Here is a 17,377-nt window from a genome sequence, read left to right as displayed (position 1 = left end):
TCCACCCCACCGGCCGCTGGTCGTGTCGCTCAGGACGCCGGCCGGTCGGCACCGGAACCCCCGGCCGGCGGCGGCACCACCGCCGGGAGGGACGCGCCGACCACCGCCGCCACCTCGTCGGGCAGCGGATACGGCCGCTCCTGCGGCAGCAGCCCGGTCGCGGTGTCCCGGTCACCGGCCCGCAGCGCCGCCCGGATCTCGTGCGCCGTCGGGGTGACGTCGGTGATCCCGACGGTCCACTCGTCGACGTACCGGGCGACCGCCGGGCCACTCAGCCCGACCTGGAGCGACCGGTGGTCCAACGGCCGCAGATCCAGCGAGCGTTCCGGATCCCACTGCACCCGCACCGGACTGGCCCGCAGCCGCTGCGCCCAGTCGGCACGACTGGCGTACCGGTCCCGGTCGTAGTGGCTCAGGCAGGCGTGGGCCAACGCCCACTCGAAGCCGGCCCGGGTGATCTCGATCGCCAGCACGGTCTCCTGGCCGGGCTTGCCGGCCCAACCGCAGCGGTACATCATCCAGCGGAACGACGGCTTGATCCAGGTCATCCGCTCCCGCCGGAACGGCGGCACGAACCGGCCGGCCGCCAGCGCCGGCGCCGCGATCGACGGCGAGTACGCCTGGTAGACCGTGATCGTCTCGGCGGTGTACCCGGCCCGGACCTGACGCTGTGGCACCAACACGTCGCCGATCCTGCCCTCCGGCCGAACCGCCGCCAACCGGATTAGCCCAACGAAGCTTCTGAGGTTGAATCTCGCTCGCGACGGCAGAGCCTGCCCGACGACGATCGGGTCGGCGGCAGATTCGGATACCTCCCGCCACGAACGAGCGTGGGCGGAAGCAAGTCCGGGCTGGCAAGCGGCTCGCCCGCGCCTCGTTGAGCCAGCGCACCGTGTCGGGTCCGCCCAGGTCAGCGAGCGAGCACCGGCTGTCGTGACAAGGCTGTCAGCCACCGCACTCGAACGCCGACGCGGCGCCGGTCCGCGCCGGCACCGCGTCGGTGTGCTCGTTACTGGTCGACGTACCGCCACAGGTCGGCCGAGTTCGTCTGCTCCGGGCGGTCGACGCTCGCGGTGAGCCTGCCGTCCCTACTGACCAGGTGGAGCTGGTTCGAGGTCTGGACGACAAGGCTGTTGTCCGCCCGGAAGAAGATCCCGGTGACCTGTCCGAGCGTGTCGGGCAGCGAGATCCGCCCGCCGGTCATGGTGTCCAGCACGATGCGGGCTCCAGCGATCCGTGTCGGGCCGTTGTCGGCCTGCGTGGTGGCCACGTACCGGCCGTCGTTCGACACGGCCTGTACCGCGTACGGGCACTGGCGTTCGCATTCCGGCTGGTCCGCCACGCTGAAGCGCCGCGAGCCGCTGCCGTCTGCCCGTGCGACCACGATCGTGTTGCCGTCGGCGTGTGCCCGGTAGCCGCCGTCGGCCGACCAGATGAGGTACTTCGGGAACGGGTCGCGGCTGAGTTCGTCGTACCGGCCCGTCACGGTGTCGAGGTAGCCGTAGGACTGGCTGGTTGAGGTGTCACCGTTCATCTTGTTTACCGCGATCAGCAGCCGGCGGGAGTCGGGCATCCAGACCGGTTCGTTCCCGTCGCCCCAGGTGACCTGCCGGGCGACCACCGCGCGTACTCCTCCCGGCTCGACGATGACCAGGTCACCGGGGTATTCGCTGAGGTCCTTGGCGGGACGGACCAGAGCGACCTTGCTACCGTCGGGTGAGACGGTGGCGACCTGGTCGCCGAGCTTCCGGGCACCGAAGCTCGTGGTGCGGACCTTCCCGTTGACGACTGTCACGACCTCGATCTCGGCTCCGACCCGCAGGTAGACAAGCCGACCCGGGACATGTTCGACAGCGCCGGGCGGTGTGTCGGCCGAGGCGCTGGTCGCCGTCGACGGGGTCGCCGTGACCGAGGGCGTCGGCCCGCCGGACGCCGGCGGGGTCACCGGGGCGACCGTCGCCGAGTTGCCGGGCGGCGGGCCGGGCGGTGGGGAGAGCAGCTGGAGTCCGCCGACCGTGGTCACACCGACGACGACCAACGCCACTGCGGAATGGGCGGCGGCGCGGCGGCGACCGAGCCGACGGGCGGTGCCCTGGACCCGCGCCCGAAGCGCGGTGTAGTCGGTGTCGGCCATCTCGTCGGCCAGGGTGGCGAGTCGCTGGTTCAGGTCGTTCATCGGGTCACCCCTTTGGAGAGGTCGAGCTGGGGCATCAGCTCGCGCAGTTTGGCGAGCGCGCGGGCGGTGTGGCTCTTCACCGTGCCGATCCGGCAGTTGAGGATGTCGGCGGTCTCGGCCTCGCTGTGGTCCTCGAAGTACCGCAGGATGATGACGGCCCGCTGGCGCACCGGCAGCGCCTGTAACGCCCGGCGCAACGCCAGCCGCTCGACCGCCTCGTGCGCGTGGTCCGAGTGGTTACCACGTTCCGGCAGCTCACCCGGCATCGTCTCGACGACTCGGCGGCGACGCCACACGCTCACCTGCAGGTGGTACATGACCCGTCGGGCGTACGCCTCGGGGTTTCCACCATCCGCCAGTCGACGCCAGGTCCGAAAGGTGCGGGCCAGCGTGTCCTGCACGAGATCTTCGGCCAGGTGCCGGTCACCGGTAAGCAGGTACGCCGTGCGCAGGAGCGCGGGCGCCCGCCCTCGGAAGAAGGATTCAAAATCGCTGTTCATCTGCCTCACCACGGGCGATCGGGTCGCGCCCGCAGGGGAGTCCCCGGTCATGGCATGGGTCATGGATCAACTCCGGTCGACAAAACTTCAGGGAGGGCTCGCGCGGCGCGTGGGACACAGGTATAGACGTCAGCCCGGCCGGACCAGGGTTACCGGGGAGCGATCCTTTTCGGGTCACGAACCCGACCGTCCACGACGACAACCTCGGCTGGCCCGGCCGCGTTCACCTCGCCCGGTCTGGTAGAGCAGCAGCCCGCACCTGCTGCTGCGTCGGCAACAAGCTCGGCGCCCACTTCCAGGCCACTCTCGCCCTGGTCGAAACCCTCGACTGGCTACCCGCAGAACCCGAACCGCCAAGATCCGCAAGCCAGAACCCAGCCGGACGGCGTCGCGGACCGGACGTGTCGTCCGGGCCGGCTATTGTGCCCCGGGTTGATCGACCGGGCGACACCACGGACAGCACGGGAGTTCCATGTACGACCAGAACACCGCCCGAGCTGCCGCCGCGCTGCTCACCGTCGTCCGGACCGACGACTGGGAGCAGTTCGTCCAGCGGATCGGGGTCCCCCTCGCCGACGTGCTGCGGCAGGCCACAACCGCGCTCCCGGTGCCGCTGCTCCGGGCGGCGGTGCACGGTGCCGACTCCGACGTACGGAGCGCGCTCAGCGACAACGCCGTCCTGGTCGGCGTCTACCCCCGGTTGGTGGCTGAACTGATCGGTCGGGGCAGCCTGGTACTGGCCCGTAACGCGTTCCTGCACCGGCTCCCGCCCGGCCGCCAGTCCCGGGCGGTCTTCGCCGCCGCCGACCCGGCGGTGCCCGGCTGGACCGCCCCGGAAGGCCCGGTGCCGGCCCTGCTGGCACACACCGACCCGGCCCTGTTCCGGACCCGCACCGACCCGGCCCTGCTCCGGGCCGCGGTGGTCAGTCTCTTTCCCGACCTGGTCCGCCAGGTGATCAGCGTGGTCGGCACCGACCTCACCCCGGCGGAACAACTCCGGGCCCTGCTCTCGCTGCACGACTCGGCCGGCCCGGACGCGGTGGCGGCGGTGCTGGCCGAGGACCGGCTGGCGCCGGAGGTCGCCGACCTGGCCCGGGAGGCGCTGGCCGGCCCGGACGGACGTCGACGACTGGCCTCGGCCACCGAGGCCGCCGAGAGCACCCGGGCCCTCGTCGACGACCTGCGGCAGCGTGAGTCCGGCCGGAAGGTCCCCGGACAGCGCCGTAACCACTCGGCCACCGAACTGGTCGCGGCCCGGACCGAACTGGACTGGGAACTGCTGCACGCCGAGTACGTCCGCCAGCCGTTCCGTCGGGAGGAGACCGTCGGGGCGTTGGCCAGCCAGCCGGACTGCCCGAAGACGTTGCTGCTCGCCATCCTCGCCGCGCCGCCGAAGGTACGGAGTGCGTCGAAGTGGGCCGAGGGTCTGGCCCTGCACGCCCTGCACGCCGGGGTGCGCGGCGCGGACCTGCTGCGACTGGCCAGGCCGGCGGTCGGGGTGCTGGACGTCGCCCAAACCAATCGGGCGGCCAGCCGGTACCCCTTGCTGGACCGTGACTCGTTCGTCTCCGGATCCCGGCTCCGCACGTCGACCTGGTTGGCCCGTTGGGCGGAGTTCAACCGGGAGCTACGGGTCCTGGTGCGGGACCGGCTCGGCGACCAGGTGGCCGCCTGGCGGTCGCTGCGGGCCCGGCTCGCCGACTTCACCGGCCCGGTACCCGAGCTGATCGACGAGGCGCTGGCCACCGCCGACCACAGTCCGGCCGGGACGTCGTGGCCGGACGGCGGTGACCTGCCCGATCCCCGCCGGTCGGTGACCCGGCTGCCGGCCGCCCGCTCCGCGTTCCTGGCCCTGCTGAACGCCGCCGAGCCGGCCGCCCAGGCCGCGCTGCTGCCGCACCTCGACGACCGTACCGCGCACGACCTGGTGGTCACCGGCTCACTCACCCCCGCGCTCACCGAGTGGATCGTGACCGCCGGCAGTGCCCGGGACCGGTTGGTGCTGGCCCGCCGTAAGGGCCTCGCCGCCGAGCTGATCGAGCGGCTGCTCCGGTTCGACGATCCGGAGGTGACGACCAGCCTCTTCTTCCAGGATTCGAGCACCCCCCGACAGCGGCTGGTGATGGTGGTCGGTACGCCGTTGCGGCCGGGCGCGTCGGGGCAGTTGCCGTTGCCGTCCGGGCTCCGGGACCACCTGCTCGGCAAGCGGGCCAACTCGTGGGTCACCCCGTACAGCCTGGGTTGCGGAGATCCGCAGGTGGTCCGGAACGTTCTCCGGTACTTCGGGGTCAAGGCCGGCGCGGCCCGGTTGCGGCTGATGGCCGGGCTGTGGCGCCGTAGCGGGCCGGACGCGGTACAGGCCCTGCTCGACGAGGACCTGACGGTGGTCTCCGGCCAGCGCACCAAACGGTTCGACCCGGCGCTGGTGACGCTGCTGACCCGGTTGCTGGCCGAGCCCGACCCGGCCGTCGCGGTGGAGCGGCTGCGGGCGTACGCCGTGGTGGCGTTGCTGCGCGAGGCCGCCGCCGCACCACCGCCGCCGCCGGCCACCGAAATCGGTCTGGCCGACCTGCTCGACGTCGAGTTCCCGAGCTGGGACTGGGCGACGGTGCGGGCCGAACACGCCCGCGCGCCGCTGCCCGGCCAGCTGCTGCACCACCTCGTCGCACGGCCGGGCTGCCCGGCCGAGTTGGTCGAGGCGAAGGCCGAGGCCGACGCGGAGGCGACCAGCGGCGGCCCGGCTGGCCCGGGTATGCCGACGGGAGCGGGTACACCCCCGGCTGCTGGTGCCCCGGTGGCCGGGTCGACGGGGAGGCGGACAGGCGAATCCCCGATCCTGCGGCTGGCCCGGGGTGCGGAGGTCGCCGAGGTGCTGGCCGACACCGCCGTGGACCAACGGCCCTGGTCCGGCTGGCCGGCCCGCGCGGTCCGCGAGGAGCTGCTCCGGGCCGGGGACGTGCTGCGGTACGGACATCCGGCCGTCCAGGTGTTGGGCCTCGCCCCGGTCGCCGGGGATCCGACGGCCCGGACCACACTGGCCGAGTTGGTCGCGCCGATCGACGGGAACCTCGACGCGTGGCTGCTCGTGCTGCGTCTGCTCGCCGACTTTCCCGGCGCCCTGCCCGAACTGGTCGCCACCGCCAGACTGGCGACCCAACCCGCCACCGCCGGACCGGCGACCCGGTGAGCGGCCACGACGGCCACCACCGGCCGACCGGCGCCGGTCCCGGGGTACGTCGGCACCGGCGTGCGCCGCACCTGGCCGACCTGCGACGGCTGCTCGCCGGGGAGCCGGCCGACGCCGAGGTGGTGGAGCGGGCGCGCCGGCAGAAGGAGTCCGCACTGCTCGACTTCGGCGTCGGGCACAGCGTGGTGGCGTCCTGGTTGTACACGAAGTGCCACCACCACATCGCCACCACCGCGATACCGACCGCCGCCGTGGTCGCCACCGGGGACGGGGTCTGCGCCCTGCTCTACAACCCGTACTTCTTCGCGGGGCTCGACCTGGACGGGGTCAAGTTCGTGCTGTTCCACGAGGCGCGGCACCTGATCCACCGGCACCTGCACGTCGATGAGGACCTGCGCGACGACCCGGCGTTCGTCCTCGCCGCCGAGGTGGTGATCAACCACGTGGCGATGCGCCGCCTGGGGCGCAGCGGCCTGCCCGGCTGGACCCGGGTGGACGACGACGGGACCACGGTGACCACACCGACCGGCGTCGACCCGGTCCAGGTCCACCAGGAGTACGTCGCCGACCTGCGCGCCCAGGGCCTGACCCCGTTGTCGTACGACGACTTCGTGTACACCGACTTCACCGTGTACGGCGAGCTGAAGCGGATGACCACGCTGCTCCGGCCGGAGCCGGTGCTCTGCGTACACCTCGACGGTGACGGCGACGGCGACGGCAGCGGCGACGGTGGTGGCGACGGACGGGAGGGACGCTGGGGGGTGCCGCTGGACGACGAGACGGTCGAGCGGCTGGCCGGTGAGGTGCTGCACGAGGTGATGCAGGCTGCCCTACGCGGCAACCCGGCCGCCCGCGAGGAACTGCTCGACCTGGCGGACCGTTCGACGGACGGCGGCGAACGACTGACCCGGCTCTGGGGCCGGCTCGGGCTGGACCGGCTCCGGGGCAGCACCCCGAAGACCCGCCGGATCGACTGGTGGCAGCGCTGGCTGACCGACGTACTGGCGTCGAAGCTGACCGAGGGCGAGCGGCTGGTCTATCCGAAGAAGCACGGGGCGGTGCTGCTCGCGCTCGGCCACGAGCCGATGCTGCAGCGGCGTGGCCCGGAACGGACGAAGGTGGTGCTGATCGCCTTCGACACCTCCGGTTCGATGCCGGACGTGGTGGTGCGCTGGTTGACCACACTGGTCGGCCAGACCGCCGGGGTGGAGAGCCACTGGCTCAGCTTCGACGGGGTGGTGACGCCGTTCGTACCCGGGGAACGGGTCTCCGGCGGTGGCGGGACCAACTTCCAGAACGTGGTCGACTACGCCGAGGGCCGGCTGGAGGTGGACGGCCGGCGGTTCGACGTCGAACCCGACGCCGTCATCATGGTGACCGACGGGTACGCGCCCCCGGTCACCCCGGCCCGACCCGAGCGGTGGATCTGGCTCATCACCGATCACGGCAACGACTGGCCGGAACGACACCACCCGCCGATGGCCTGCCACCGGGTCAGCTCCGGAGGGTCGGCATGACAGGTGACAGGAGCGGCGAGTGGATACAGTGGACCTGATCCGGGACGGCGGCACGGGCGTGTCGGCCGACACGGGCGTATCGGCCGGCAGCGGTACGGCGGCCGGCCGCCGACGGTGGCGGCCGAACGCCACGTACCGGAAGCCACCCGACGCCGGGACCACCGTCCGGCTGGAACGCTTCATCGACGCGATGATCGAGACCGGGCAGACCGGTCAGATCTTCGGGGAACACGGCATCGGCAAGACCTCGACGTTCGTGTCGTACGTCCCGGCGCGCTACCCGGACACCACCCTCGTGGTGGTGCCGGCGGCCAACCTGACCCCGGACGACCTGCTGGTCAACGCCCCGGTCCGGGACGCCCGCAGCGGGGAGCTGGTACTCCGACAACTGATCATGCGACAGCTCGTCCCCGGGCAACCGTTCGTGCTGCTCATCGACGACTCGTTGCAGGCCGGCAACACCGTCCAGTCCCAGCTGATGCAGATCGCCTGCAACTGGACCCTCGGCGAGTACAACCTGCGTGACCTCGGCTGTGTCGGGGTCTTCCTCACCGACAACGAGTCCCTGGCCGAGACCGCCGTACGCCGCTCCGACCTGGCGATCCTGGACCGGATGGTGACCATTCGGCTGACCGCCAACGACACCGCGTGGCGGTACGCGCTCGCCGACCGCTTCCCCGACCGGGACCTGCGGGAGGTGTTCCGGATCTGGGCGTCGCTCAGCCCACACCTGCGTCAACTGCTGTCACCCCGCACCCTGGAGCACGTACTCGCCTGCGCGGAGGAGGAGTTTCCGCTGGCCTGGGGCCTGCCGCTGCACAACGGCAGCCGGTTGACGCTGACCGAGCAGCGCTCCGACGGCAAGCCCGGCCGGGACCGTACCGGGGAGATCCTCGACGAGATCGCGGCGGCGGTCGGCGCCCGGAACCCGGGCAGCATCCCCGATCCGGTACGGCGGATCCTGCGCACCGCGATCACCAACCGCTGGGCGGTGCTGCTGCAGGGGCCGCCCGGCTGCGGCAAGACCGAGATCACCCGACAGATCGTCCGGGAGGAGACCGGTGCCGACCCGGTCTACTTCTCGCTGCCGGTGACCAACGTCGAGGACCTCTGCGTACCGGTGCCGACCCCGGACGGCGAACTCGACGCGATGCTGGCCCGGTCGCTGCTCACCCGGGAGCCGAAGGTGCTGGTCTGGGACGAGTACAACCGCCCCAAGGACAAGGCGACCTTCGCCAAACTGATGGAGATCACCCAGGAGTGGACGCTCGCCGGGCGGACGATCCCGAACCTGCGTGCCCAGGTGGCGTTGCAGAACCCGCCCTACCACCTCGGCCGCAAACTCCTGGTGGCCAGCAACAACGTCGCCCAGGCGAGCCGGTTCACGGTCAGCTACGAGGTACGCCCCGAGGACATCCCGGCGAACGAGTGGCTGATCTCGACGTACGGCGAGACGGCCGAGACGGTCCTGGAGTGGTGGAAGACCGACATCGACGACGAGGGGCGGGACTGGGTCACCAAACGCACCCTGGAACGCCTGATCCGGCTGCACCAGGTGGGGATGCCGTTGGAGCCGGCGCTGATCTACCTCGGCGACGGCGAGTACGCCCCGGTCCCGCTGTCGGCGTTGGAGGCCCGGCTCGCCGACCGGCCCCGGATCGGGCTGCGGGAACTCGCCCGGCAGCAGGCCGCCTGGACGGCCCGGCTGGCCGCCGCGTCGGAGTCCTCGGCCGAGGGCACCAACGACACCGACCTGGTGCACCAGATCTTCTCCAACGCCGAGGTGTCCCAGTTGGAACGGCACCTGGACCTGGTCGCCGGGCTGCTGCCGTACCTGCCGCCGAAACTGCGGGCCACCTACCTGGTCGGGCAGAGCCCGGAACGGCAGCGGTTCTGGGTCACCGCGCTGGCCCGGATGGCCCAACTCGGCCAGCCCTGACCGCCGCACCCGACGCCGGTCACCGCTGTCGGCCCTACAGTTCGCAGAGGACGGCGGTGGCGTCGTCGTACCGCTTGAAGCCGGACCGGCGTTGGCCGTCGTCGGCCTCGGCGAGCCGGACCCGACGGATCAGCTCGTCCGGCCCGGCCGAGCTGAGCAGGTCGAGCAGACCCCGCCAGTCGAACAGGTCGAACTGTTCGACCGCCCGGGAGGTGCCGTCGGTGAGCAGCGCGGCCCGGCGTACCCGGTCCGGGCCGGTCAGCGGGCGGCTGCCGGTGACGGCGTGGAACGCCGCGTCGGGGTTGGCGGCGGCGACCCAGTAGCCGTGGGTCTGGTTCATCTGTTCGCGTTGCAGGGTCACCGAGCGGCGGAACCGGGTGACGTGGTCGGCGTCGTGCCCGGTCAGGCTGAGGGCCTTCTGCCGCAGGTCGGCCATTGCCGTGTCGAGCCGGTTGTCGGAGATCACCTCGATTCGCTCGCCTCGGTCGAGGATCAGCGGACTGTCACAGAGCACCAGGTAGTCGATGTGGTCACCGCCGTAGCGGAGCAGGCAGACGGTGGCCGACGGGGTGCCCGGATGGTCGAGGTCGCACCGGCCGTCGTGGTCGGCCCGGACCGCCAGGATGGCGGCGGCCAGGTTTCCGGCGAGCGCGGCGGCCGGTCGCTGGGCGGTGGCGAGCCCGATCCGGGCGGCGAGGTGCCGGACGTACCACTCCGGTCCGTGCACGCAGCCGGTGTCGAAGCCCTCCGGCACCGTCGCCCCGTCGAGTACGCCGACCAGGTCCCCGTACCGGAAGACGTGGTCCTCGTTCCCGATCCGCCCCGGTGCCGGCACCGAGGCCGACCGGACCCGCATCATCGGCCCGACTCCGCGGATGACATGACTCCTGTCTACCGCGTCGCGCCCGGCTCCGGTGTCGTCTCCGCCGATCCGCTCGTTCGGTCCGGGTGCCGGCGACACCGACATCAGCAATCCTCCGAACAGGGTTGGTCACGGACGGTAGCGTCGATCGTGGGGGTTCAGTGCGGAGGGGAGCAGAAATGTTGGGACACCTGCACAAGATGGGGCTACGCGCCGAGCACATGTACATCGCGGGCGCGGCCAGCATCGGCTTGTCGTTCCTGAGCTGGATGCTGTCGAAACAGATGGAGAACGCCGGCATCGACCGCGCCGACCGGTGGGGCATCTTCATCGGCGAGTGGGCGCCGACGTTCATCGCACTCGGCAACGGGCTGCGGACGTACGAGAAGTGAGCCGCAACCCCCGGCGGCGTCCGCGTGAGTGCCGTCGCCGGGGGTCCGCGGTGGCCGGTCGCGGCTCCTGACCATGCTCCGTCCCGACGGGGCGATCGCCCCGTCGGACGGACGGCCAGGTCAGCGGCGCCGACTGCGACTACGGGTGGCCCGGAGCCGACGCAGCCGGGCGACCAGCACCGGCTCGACCGCGAGCGCGTCCGGGTTGTCGAGCAGGCCGTTGAGGATCTGGTAGTACCGGGTCGCGGAGATGTCGAAGCTGTCCCGGATCGCCTGCTCCTTGGCACCGGCGTGCTTCCACCAGCGCCGCTCGAAGGCGAGGATCTCCCGCTCCCGGTCGGTCAGGCGGGTGGCGGGAACAGCGCCGGGCGCCGGTGCCGATCCGTCCGGCGACAGCCCGCTCTCCGGGGCGTCGGTAAGCGCCGATGCAGCCGGTTCCGGCCCGTTGTCGGACCGCTCGGTGGATCCGGCCGGTTCCGGCCCGCGCGGCTGTGGCACGCGTACCGGGGCGGTGTTGTCGTCCGCCTCGTCGTCGGCGGGAGCGTCGGCGTACCTCATCCGCTCCTCCGTGGTTTGGGGGTCATGACCTGCGAACAGCCTCCCCAGGGTAGCGACGGCCGGCCAGGACCGCATCGGCCGCCGCGCCCGGTGACCCGGCACACCACGAACGGTGCGGGGCGGCGCCCCCCGGTCGCCGCCCCGCACTCCCACGGCCCCCGCGTGGGAGCCCTTCCTGACACCGGTCGGGTCAGGTGATGTCCCGCCGCCGCATCGTCCAGATCGCCGCACCGAGCACCAGCACCAGCGCGGCCGAGAGCAGGATCGACGAGTTCTGCCAGGTGACGTCCAGGGTCTCCGGCTGGCACTCGCCGGTGTAGGAGACCTGGCAGGAGTCCCAGTTCTGCAGAGTGATCTTCTTCTGCATCCAGGCGAGCAGGTACGTCGGCAACAGCCAGGTCTCCATGAACTTCACCTGGGCGATGGCCAGGACGGCACCGAGTCCGAACTGTCCCACCACCATGACCCCGAGCACCCCGCCGAGCGCCAGCGCGGTGTGCCGGCCCAGTGAGGCGAGGCCGAAGCCGAGTGTGCCGGCGACCAGGATCAGCACCAGTCCGCGCAGCCCGGTCAGGCCGGCCGACTGCCAGGCCCCCGAGGTCATCCCGCCGGTGGTCCCGCGGTAGGTGCCGGTCGCCCAGAACGCCGCCGTCCAGGCCGCCGCGGCGACCACCGTCACCCCGAACAGCGCAGTCAGCAGCGCGGCCAGTTTGGTGAGCAGCACCCTGACCCGTTGTGGTCGCCAGAGCAGCAGGTTCATCATGCCGCCGGTGCTCCACTCCGCGCCGACGAACGAGGCCCCGGCGACAAACGCGACAAGCGCCAGCACCGCGGTGAAGGTGATCGCGGTCTCCGGGAACTGCTCCCGGAAGTCGAAGGTCGCCGGCAGGAACCACCGGGCCTCGAAGGACTCCCGGGGCGGCGGCGTGATCGTCGAGCAGTCCTCGGGGAACCGGTTGTTGTTCGGCTCGCCGGCCGCCTTGGCCCGTTCACAGTCCGTACGGGCCTGCTGGGCGTACCCGACGTTCTGCTGGTACACCTGCTCGGCGGAGCGCTCCGCCGCGGCGAGCTGCTTCGGCCCGATCTTCTGGTTGGTGAAGAACATCCCGGCCGCCACCGCGACCAGCACCAGCAGACCGGCCAGGGTCATGTACCGGACAAAACGCCGCTTGCGCAGCCGACGCAGCTCGGTCGTGTAGAGGCTCATACTCCCCACCCCTTGGCGGTCGAGTCGGACGAGGCGCCGCCGGACTGGCCACCGACCACCGCGGACTGGTCGACCTGCCGGTGCTGGCCGGGGACCGGGGCGGTGGCGGTCAGCTCCAGGAAGACGCTCTCCAGGTCGACGGTGACCGGGGCGAGTTCGCTGACGTACAGGTCGGCGTCGGCGAGGGTACGGGTGACCGTGGCCGGCTTGTCGAGGCCGTACACCAGCAGGTGGTCCTCGGCCGGGGTGACCTGGGCGCCCGCGCGGGTCAGCAGGTCGGCGGCGGACGGCAGGTCGGTGACCGCCTCCAGGCGTACCCGCAGGCCGTTGCCGGAGTGCTGGGCCAGCACCTCGGCGACCGGACCGGCGGCGACCCGCCGGCCCAGCGAGATGATGGTGACCGAGTCGCAGATCAGCTGGACCTCACCCAGGATGTGGCTGGAGAGGACCACGGTCATCCCGCTCGAGGCGAGGTCGCGCATCAGGCTCCGCATCTCGCGGATGCCGCCGGGGTCGAGCCCGTTCGCCGGCTCGTCGAGGATCAGCAGCTTCGGGTTCTTCAGCAGCGCCGAGGCGACGGCGAGCCGCTGCTTCATGCCGAGCGAGTACGCCTTGACCCGTTCCCTGGCCCGCTCGCGCAGCCCGACCATCTCCAGCACCTCGGTCACCCGCTGCTGCGGCACCCCGCCGGCGCCGGCCAGCAGGGAGAGGGTGTCCTGGGCGGTGAAGTGCGGGAAGAACTGGGGGCTCTCCACGATCGCGCCGACCTGGCCGGCGACGGTCGGCAGTGCCGCCGGCACCTCCTGACCGAGGATCGCCATCCGGCCCCCGTTCGGCCGGATCAGCCCGAGCAGCGTACGCAGGGTGGTCGTCTTGCCCGAGCCGTTGGGCCCGAGGAAGCCGTGCACCTGACCGGCCTCGACCACCATGTCGAACCCGTCCAACGCGCGACGGGTGCCCCGGCGTCTACTCCGGTAGGTCTTCTGTAATCCCTCGATCTCCAGTACGGGAGCCATCCATCGGCCTCTCTGGTCACGTCCGATATCGCCGACACCGTACCATCGCTTTGCGAGCTAGTGTGCTATCCGCGCTACTGGCGCGCCGCCGGGCGGCGAGCCGCCACGGCTCAGGGCTGCTCCTGCCGCTGCCGCCGGTGCAGGCCGACCAGCCCGACCAGCGCGGCGATCCCGACCCCGCCGGTGCCGGCACTCATCGCGAGCTGGGAGATCCCGTCCGGGACGGTGATACCGACCAGGATGTTCGCGACGATGGCGGCCGCGAGCACGATCCAGAACAGAGCCTTCATGAGTTTCGATCCCTTCGAGATGGTCCGACCGGCGCTCCGCGAGCCGCGGGGTCCGTCGGACGAGCCGTCGTCCGTGGTACGACTCCATCGTGCCGGCGACAACGGAAGGGATCGATGGGCCGAACCCCCGGATCCGGGGTGCAGCCTGCTACACCACGACTCCGGCGGTCCGCCCCACCGTCAGCGTCCGGTTCCGCGCCTAGCCTGGTGGCCATGCGGGAGGCGATCGACAACGCACTACGCGGGACGTACCGGTTGACCGTCGCGGCGGGACTGGCCCTCGGGTCGTACGTCTTCCTCGCGCTGGTCCCGCTGGCCGTGGTGCTGACCGGCACGGTGATCGGCGCGGGAACCCTGCCGGAGACCGTGCTGGTGCTCCGCCACCTCGCCGGGTTCAAACGTCGGCAGGCCGCCGAGTGGAGCGGCGTCGAGATACCCGAGGCGTACCTGCCGCTGACCGGCCGGCTCGGCGAACGGGTCCGGACCGCGCTGACCGATCCACAGACCTGGCGGGACCTGCGCTGGCTGGTCCTGCACCTCGGCTACGGGCTGGGGCTGTTCATCGCGGCGCTGGTGGTCTGGCCGTTCGCGCTGCTGGTCGACGGCGCCTGGTCCGGTCTGCTCGGTCAGCGGCCGGTCCTGCTGCCCCAACTCGACCGGCTCACCGACCTCGACGCCGCCTGGTCCCGGGCCCTGCTGACCCCGGGTCCCGGCCGGAGTGCGGAGCTGGCCGAGCGGATCGCCGCGCTCACCGCCACCCGGGCGGACGCGATCGCCGCACACGGCGCCGAGCTGCGCCGGATCGAACGGGACCTGCACGACGGCGCCCAGGCCCGACTGGTGGCCCTGTCGATGCGGGTCGGCCTGGCCCGGCGGCAGTTCGACCGTGACCCGGAGGGTGCCCGGAGTCTGCTCGACGCGGCCCAGGACCAGGCCGAGCAGGCGTTGGCCGAACTGCGGCAGGTGGTCCGGGCCATCTATCCGCCGATCCTCAGCGACCGGGGTCTGGTCGGCGCGGTACGCGCCCTCGCCGCCAGCAGCGGACTGACGGTGGCGGTCGAGGTGGACGGACTGGCAGGGCCGGACGACCCGCGCCCACCGGCGGCGATCGAGGCAGCCGGGTACTTTGTCGTCGCGGAGGCGCTGACGAACGCGGCGCGGCACAGCGGGGCGAACCGGGCGGCGGTACACCTGAGCCGCGTCCCCCGGGGATTACGGATCGTGGTCCGGGACTCCGGTCGCGGAGGTGCCCACGAGGCGGGCGGCAGCGGACTGTTGGGCATCCGGCGCCGGGTCGCCGCCCTGGACGGGGCGATGACCATGACCAGCCCCGTCGGGGGGCCGACGACGATCGAGGTGGACCTGCCGTGCGTGTGGTGATCGCCGAGGACAACGCCCTGCTCCGGGAAGGGCTGGTCCTGTTGCTGACCTCCGCCGGCCACGAGGTGGTGGCGGCGGTGGTCACCGGGCCGGAGGTGCTGCCCGCGATCCTGGAGCACCGCCCGGAGATCGCCGTGCTCGACGTACGTCTGCCGCCGGGCCTGCGGGACGAGGGCCTGCGCGCGGCCCTCGACGCCCGGCGGAAGATCCCTGGCCAGCCGGTCCTGGTGCTGTCCCAGTACGTGGAGGAGACGTACGCGGCCGAGCTGCTCCGCGGCGGCGCCGCCGGGGTCGGCTACCTGCTCAAGGACCGGGTCGGTCGGGTCGACGAGTTCCTCGACGCCCTGGAGCGGGTGGCGGACGGCGGGACGGCGCTCGACCCGGAGGTGGTGACCGAGCTGCTGACCCGCCGGCGCGACGATCCGCTGGAGTCGCTCACCCCACGCGAGCGTGAGGTGCTGAAACTGATGGCCGAGGGGCGGGACAACTCGACGATCGCCCGGACCCTGGTGGTGACCGAACGCGCGGTGAGCAAGCACATCGGCAACGTCTTCCTGAAGCTGGGGCTGCCGCCGAGCGACAGTGGACACCGTCGGGTGCTGGCGGTGCTGGCCTACCTGAACCACACCTGACCCGCCACAGAGTGTTACCGGGGATCGGTTCGCCACAACTCCCAGGCCAGCCAGGCCGAGCCGAGGCCGACGAGTACACCGTGGGCGATCCGCAGGCCGGCGGGCGCGAAGAACTGCGGGAGAAAGAGAACGAAGCCGGCAGCGAACGGAACCGCGCTGTGCCGAGCCAGCGTCCCGGCATGCCGGACCGCGAGCGCGGCCAGGATCCCGGCGACGGCGAGCAGCAGCAGACCGAGCGCGAACGTGGTCGCCGCGACCGGGTGGAAGCGTACGGAGTCGGCCAGCGCGAGCAGGTCGAGCCGCTGCCCGTCGGCACCGGCCCGGGCGACGGCGTGCAGGCCGAAGTCCTCCGCGCCGTAGTACGGCAGGGTCAGGCCGGCTCCGGTCCAGCCGGTGACCACGGCACCGAGGCCGTACGACTCGGCGCGGGAGTGGCCGGACGCCTCGTGGGCGGCCCGGATGGTGCCCCAGAGCGCCAGCAGGCCGAGCGGCACCAGGACAAAGCCGAGCATGGCGAACAGGTGCGAGGCGACCCAGGCACCGGAACTCATCGAGGCGGTCGCCCCGTCGACGGTGGTCTCGTCGTGCCAGGGGCGCACCGCCGGGTAGAGCACGAACAGCACTCCGGCGGCGGCGAGCGCGAGGGCGCCGAGCCGGGTACGGGTACGGGTACGCGTCGAGGTGGGATCGGTCCGGTCGACAGAAACGCTCAGGTTCATAGTCATTAGGCTAATAACAATAGCCGAAGGCCGTGAACCGGCCAGCGACCCTCGGCCGGGCGAGGGGAACGACTCAGGCGCAGATGACGTTGACGCCGGCGTCCCGGAAGGACCGGACCGTCGCCGGGTCGGCGCCGGAGTCGGTGACCAGGGTCTCGATCCGCTCCACCGGACAGATCCGGGCGAAGGCGTGCCCACCCAGTTTCGACGAGTCCGCGATGATCACCACGCGCTTGGCCCGGGCCACCATCAGGTTGTTCATCGACGCCTCGCCCTCGTGGTGCGCCGCCGCCCCGAGCTGTACGTCGATGGCGTCCACCCCGAGCAGCGCCACGTCCAGGGTGACCTCGCGCAGCAGCGCGCCGCCGAGCGGGCCGACCAGCTCGAACGACTGGGGACGGACCACCCCGCCGGCCACCACGATCTTCATCCGGGACCGGACCAGCAGCTCGTTGGCGATGTTCAACGCGTTCGTCACCACGGTCAGCTGGGCCCCGTCGGCGCTGCTGTTGAGGTCGGGGCGGACCGCGAGGGCCCGGGCTACCTCGGTGGTGGTGGTACCGCCGTTGAGCCCGACCACCATGCCCGGCGAGACGAGCGCGGCGGCGGCCGTACCGATCCGCTGCTTCTCGGCGGAGTGCTTGGCCGTCTTGTAGCGCAGCGGCAGGTCGTACGAGACGCCGTTGGCGACCGCCCCGCCCCGGGTACGCGTGATCATCTGCTGCTGGGCGAGCTGGTCGAAGTCCCGACGGATGGTCGCCTGCGAGACCCCGAGTCGGTCCGCCGCGTCCTCGACGCTGACCCGACCGCTCTCGGTCAGCAGTTCGAGCAGGGCGTTCCATCGCGCATAGCGGTCCACCGTGAACCTCCGGGTGCCTACGGCGTGAAGATTGCGTGCACAATAGTGCGCGAAAGGTGGCGCCGCAAAACCAACTTATGCGCAAACCTGCGCGCGGTTGCCACACGCCGGCAACTTCGCGCAGAATGACGCTCGAAAGACCG

Annotated in this window: 16 protein-coding genes; 6 read left to right on the top strand and 10 right to left on the bottom strand. The window is 71.8% G+C overall.

Annotated elements, in window-relative coordinates:
* Window positions 1-29: 29 nt before the first annotated feature.
* The 3 genes from ABGB21_RS12975 to ABGB21_RS12965 all read right to left on the bottom strand — a co-directional run bounded on the left by ABGB21_RS12975 (window position 30) and on the right by ABGB21_RS12965 (window position 2,676).
* Window positions 30-683, bottom strand: a complete 654-nt coding sequence (locus ABGB21_RS12975) for a DUF4291 domain-containing protein (RefSeq protein ID WP_347677870.1) — start codon at window positions 681-683, stop codon at window positions 30-32.
* 326 nt (window positions 684-1,009) lie between these two features.
* A complete protein-coding gene (locus ABGB21_RS12970; protein WP_347677868.1) occupies window positions 1,010-2,176 on the bottom strand; it encodes a hypothetical protein in 1,167 nt (388 codons plus the stop codon).
* Window positions 2,173-2,676: a SigE family RNA polymerase sigma factor gene (locus tag ABGB21_RS12965; protein ID WP_347677866.1), complete on the bottom strand. Its 504-nt coding sequence runs from the start codon at window positions 2,674-2,676 to the stop codon at window positions 2,173-2,175. The genes ABGB21_RS12970 and ABGB21_RS12965 overlap by 4 nt, the downstream gene beginning before the upstream one ends.
* A 472-nt stretch (window positions 2,677-3,148) precedes the next feature.
* Here ABGB21_RS12965 and ABGB21_RS12960 point away from each other — a divergent pair, with 472 nt between their 5' ends.
* Genes ABGB21_RS12960 through ABGB21_RS12950 form a run of 3 tightly spaced genes read left to right on the top strand, consistent with a single transcriptional unit; the run spans window position 3,149 to window position 9,319 of the window.
* Window positions 3,149-5,863 carry a hypothetical protein gene (locus ABGB21_RS12960; RefSeq protein ID WP_347677864.1) on the top strand — a complete coding sequence of 905 codons (2,715 nt, stop codon included), beginning with the start codon at window positions 3,149-3,151 and terminating at the stop codon, window positions 5,861-5,863.
* Window positions 5,860-7,380, top strand: coding sequence for a hypothetical protein (locus ABGB21_RS12955; protein WP_347651626.1), 1,521 nt, complete (start codon window positions 5,860-5,862; stop codon window positions 7,378-7,380). Before ABGB21_RS12960 ends, ABGB21_RS12955 begins: the two co-directional genes overlap by 4 nt.
* 19 nt (window positions 7,381-7,399) lie before the next feature.
* On the top strand, window positions 7,400-9,319 hold the full coding sequence (locus ABGB21_RS12950) for an ATP-binding protein (RefSeq protein WP_347677862.1): 1,920 nt from the start codon (window positions 7,400-7,402) through the stop codon (window positions 9,317-9,319).
* 34 nt (window positions 9,320-9,353) lie between these two features.
* Here ABGB21_RS12950 and ABGB21_RS12945 read toward each other — a convergent pair whose 3' ends face one another.
* On the bottom strand, window positions 9,354-10,178 hold the full coding sequence (locus ABGB21_RS12945) for a hypothetical protein (RefSeq protein WP_347651624.1): 825 nt from the start codon (window positions 10,176-10,178) through the stop codon (window positions 9,354-9,356).
* Window positions 10,179-10,360: 182 nt separating this feature from the next.
* Between ABGB21_RS12945 and ABGB21_RS12940 the strand changes: the two genes are divergently transcribed.
* Window positions 10,361-10,573, top strand: a complete 213-nt coding sequence (locus tag ABGB21_RS12940) for a hypothetical protein (protein WP_331214315.1) — start codon at window positions 10,361-10,363, stop codon at window positions 10,571-10,573.
* 120 nt (window positions 10,574-10,693) lie between these two features.
* On the opposite strand, the gene ABGB21_RS12935 is transcribed toward ABGB21_RS12940, so the two are convergent.
* The 4 genes from ABGB21_RS12935 to ABGB21_RS12920 form a co-directional block, all read right to left on the bottom strand.
* Entirely contained in the window at window positions 10,694-11,131 is a 438-nt protein-coding gene (locus ABGB21_RS12935; protein ID WP_347677860.1) for a DUF3263 domain-containing protein, read from the bottom strand.
* 190 nt (window positions 11,132-11,321) lie between these two features.
* Window positions 11,322-12,338 (bottom strand): ABC transporter permease subunit, encoded by a 1,017-nt coding sequence (locus tag ABGB21_RS12930; RefSeq protein ID WP_347651622.1) that lies wholly within the window; start codon window positions 12,336-12,338, stop codon window positions 11,322-11,324.
* Complete coding sequence (locus ABGB21_RS12925; protein ID WP_347677858.1) at window positions 12,335-13,354, bottom strand: ATP-binding cassette domain-containing protein; 1,020 nt, start codon at window positions 13,352-13,354, stop codon at window positions 12,335-12,337. The genes ABGB21_RS12930 and ABGB21_RS12925 overlap by 4 nt, the downstream gene beginning before the upstream one ends.
* Before the next feature lie 110 nt (window positions 13,355-13,464).
* Window positions 13,465-13,644, bottom strand: a complete 180-nt coding sequence (locus ABGB21_RS12920; RefSeq protein WP_347651620.1) for a hypothetical protein — start codon at window positions 13,642-13,644, stop codon at window positions 13,465-13,467.
* 213 nt (window positions 13,645-13,857) lie between these two features.
* Between ABGB21_RS12920 and ABGB21_RS12915 the strand changes: the two genes are divergently transcribed.
* On the top strand, window positions 13,858-15,024 hold the full coding sequence (locus ABGB21_RS12915; protein WP_347677856.1) for a histidine kinase: 1,167 nt from the start codon (window positions 13,858-13,860) through the stop codon (window positions 15,022-15,024).
* Window positions 15,012-15,656, top strand: a complete 645-nt coding sequence (locus tag ABGB21_RS12910) for a response regulator transcription factor (protein WP_347651618.1) — start codon at window positions 15,012-15,014, stop codon at window positions 15,654-15,656. The genes ABGB21_RS12915 and ABGB21_RS12910 overlap by 13 nt, the downstream gene beginning before the upstream one ends.
* 14 nt (window positions 15,657-15,670) lie before the next feature.
* Here the strand turns inward: ABGB21_RS12910 and ABGB21_RS12905 are convergent, their stop codons facing one another.
* Together ABGB21_RS12905 and ABGB21_RS12900 are read right to left on the bottom strand one after the other, a co-directional pair.
* Window positions 15,671-16,375, bottom strand: coding sequence for a hypothetical protein (locus tag ABGB21_RS12905; protein WP_347677854.1), 705 nt, complete (start codon window positions 16,373-16,375; stop codon window positions 15,671-15,673).
* Between the two features lie 73 nt (window positions 16,376-16,448).
* Complete coding sequence (locus ABGB21_RS12900) at window positions 16,449-17,234, bottom strand: DeoR/GlpR family DNA-binding transcription regulator (RefSeq protein WP_347651616.1); 786 nt, start codon at window positions 17,232-17,234, stop codon at window positions 16,449-16,451.
* Window positions 17,235-17,377 lie beyond the last annotated feature (143 nt).

The sequence above is a fragment of the Plantactinospora sp. B24E8 genome (assembly GCF_039871735.1).
Classification (GTDB): Bacteria; Actinomycetota; Actinomycetes; order Mycobacteriales; family Micromonosporaceae; genus Plantactinospora.
Note: the sequence above shows the minus strand (reverse complement) of the source record. Positions and strands in the feature narration are given on the sequence as shown.

Excerpts from the sequence above, each read along its gene's own strand:
- ABGB21_RS12935 (WP_347677860.1), bottom strand. The coding sequence starts at position 11,131 with ATGAGGTACGCCGACGCTCCCGCCGACGACGAGGCGGACGACAACACC.
- ABGB21_RS12930 (WP_347651622.1), bottom strand. The coding sequence starts at position 12,338 with ATGAGCCTCTACACGACCGAGCTGCGTCGGCTGCGCAAGCGGCGTTTT.
- ABGB21_RS12915 (WP_347677856.1), top strand. The coding sequence starts at position 13,858 with ATGCGGGAGGCGATCGACAACGCACTACGCGGGACGTACCGGTTGACC.
- ABGB21_RS12945 (WP_347651624.1), bottom strand. The coding sequence starts at position 10,178 with ATGATGCGGGTCCGGTCGGCCTCGGTGCCGGCACCGGGGCGGATCGGG.
- ABGB21_RS12925 (WP_347677858.1), bottom strand. The coding sequence starts at position 13,354 with ATGGCTCCCGTACTGGAGATCGAGGGATTACAGAAGACCTACCGGAGT.
- ABGB21_RS12940 (WP_331214315.1), top strand. The coding sequence starts at position 10,361 with ATGTTGGGACACCTGCACAAGATGGGGCTACGCGCCGAGCACATGTAC.
- ABGB21_RS12920 (WP_347651620.1), bottom strand. The coding sequence starts at position 13,644 with ATGAAGGCTCTGTTCTGGATCGTGCTCGCGGCCGCCATCGTCGCGAAC.
- ABGB21_RS12970 (WP_347677868.1), bottom strand. The coding sequence starts at position 2,176 with ATGAACGACCTGAACCAGCGACTCGCCACCCTGGCCGACGAGATGGCC.
- ABGB21_RS12905 (WP_347677854.1), bottom strand. The coding sequence starts at position 16,375 with ATGAACCTGAGCGTTTCTGTCGACCGGACCGATCCCACCTCGACGCGT.
- ABGB21_RS12965 (WP_347677866.1), bottom strand. The coding sequence starts at position 2,676 with ATGAACAGCGATTTTGAATCCTTCTTCCGAGGGCGGGCGCCCGCGCTC.
- ABGB21_RS12960 (WP_347677864.1), top strand. The coding sequence starts at position 3,149 with ATGTACGACCAGAACACCGCCCGAGCTGCCGCCGCGCTGCTCACCGTC.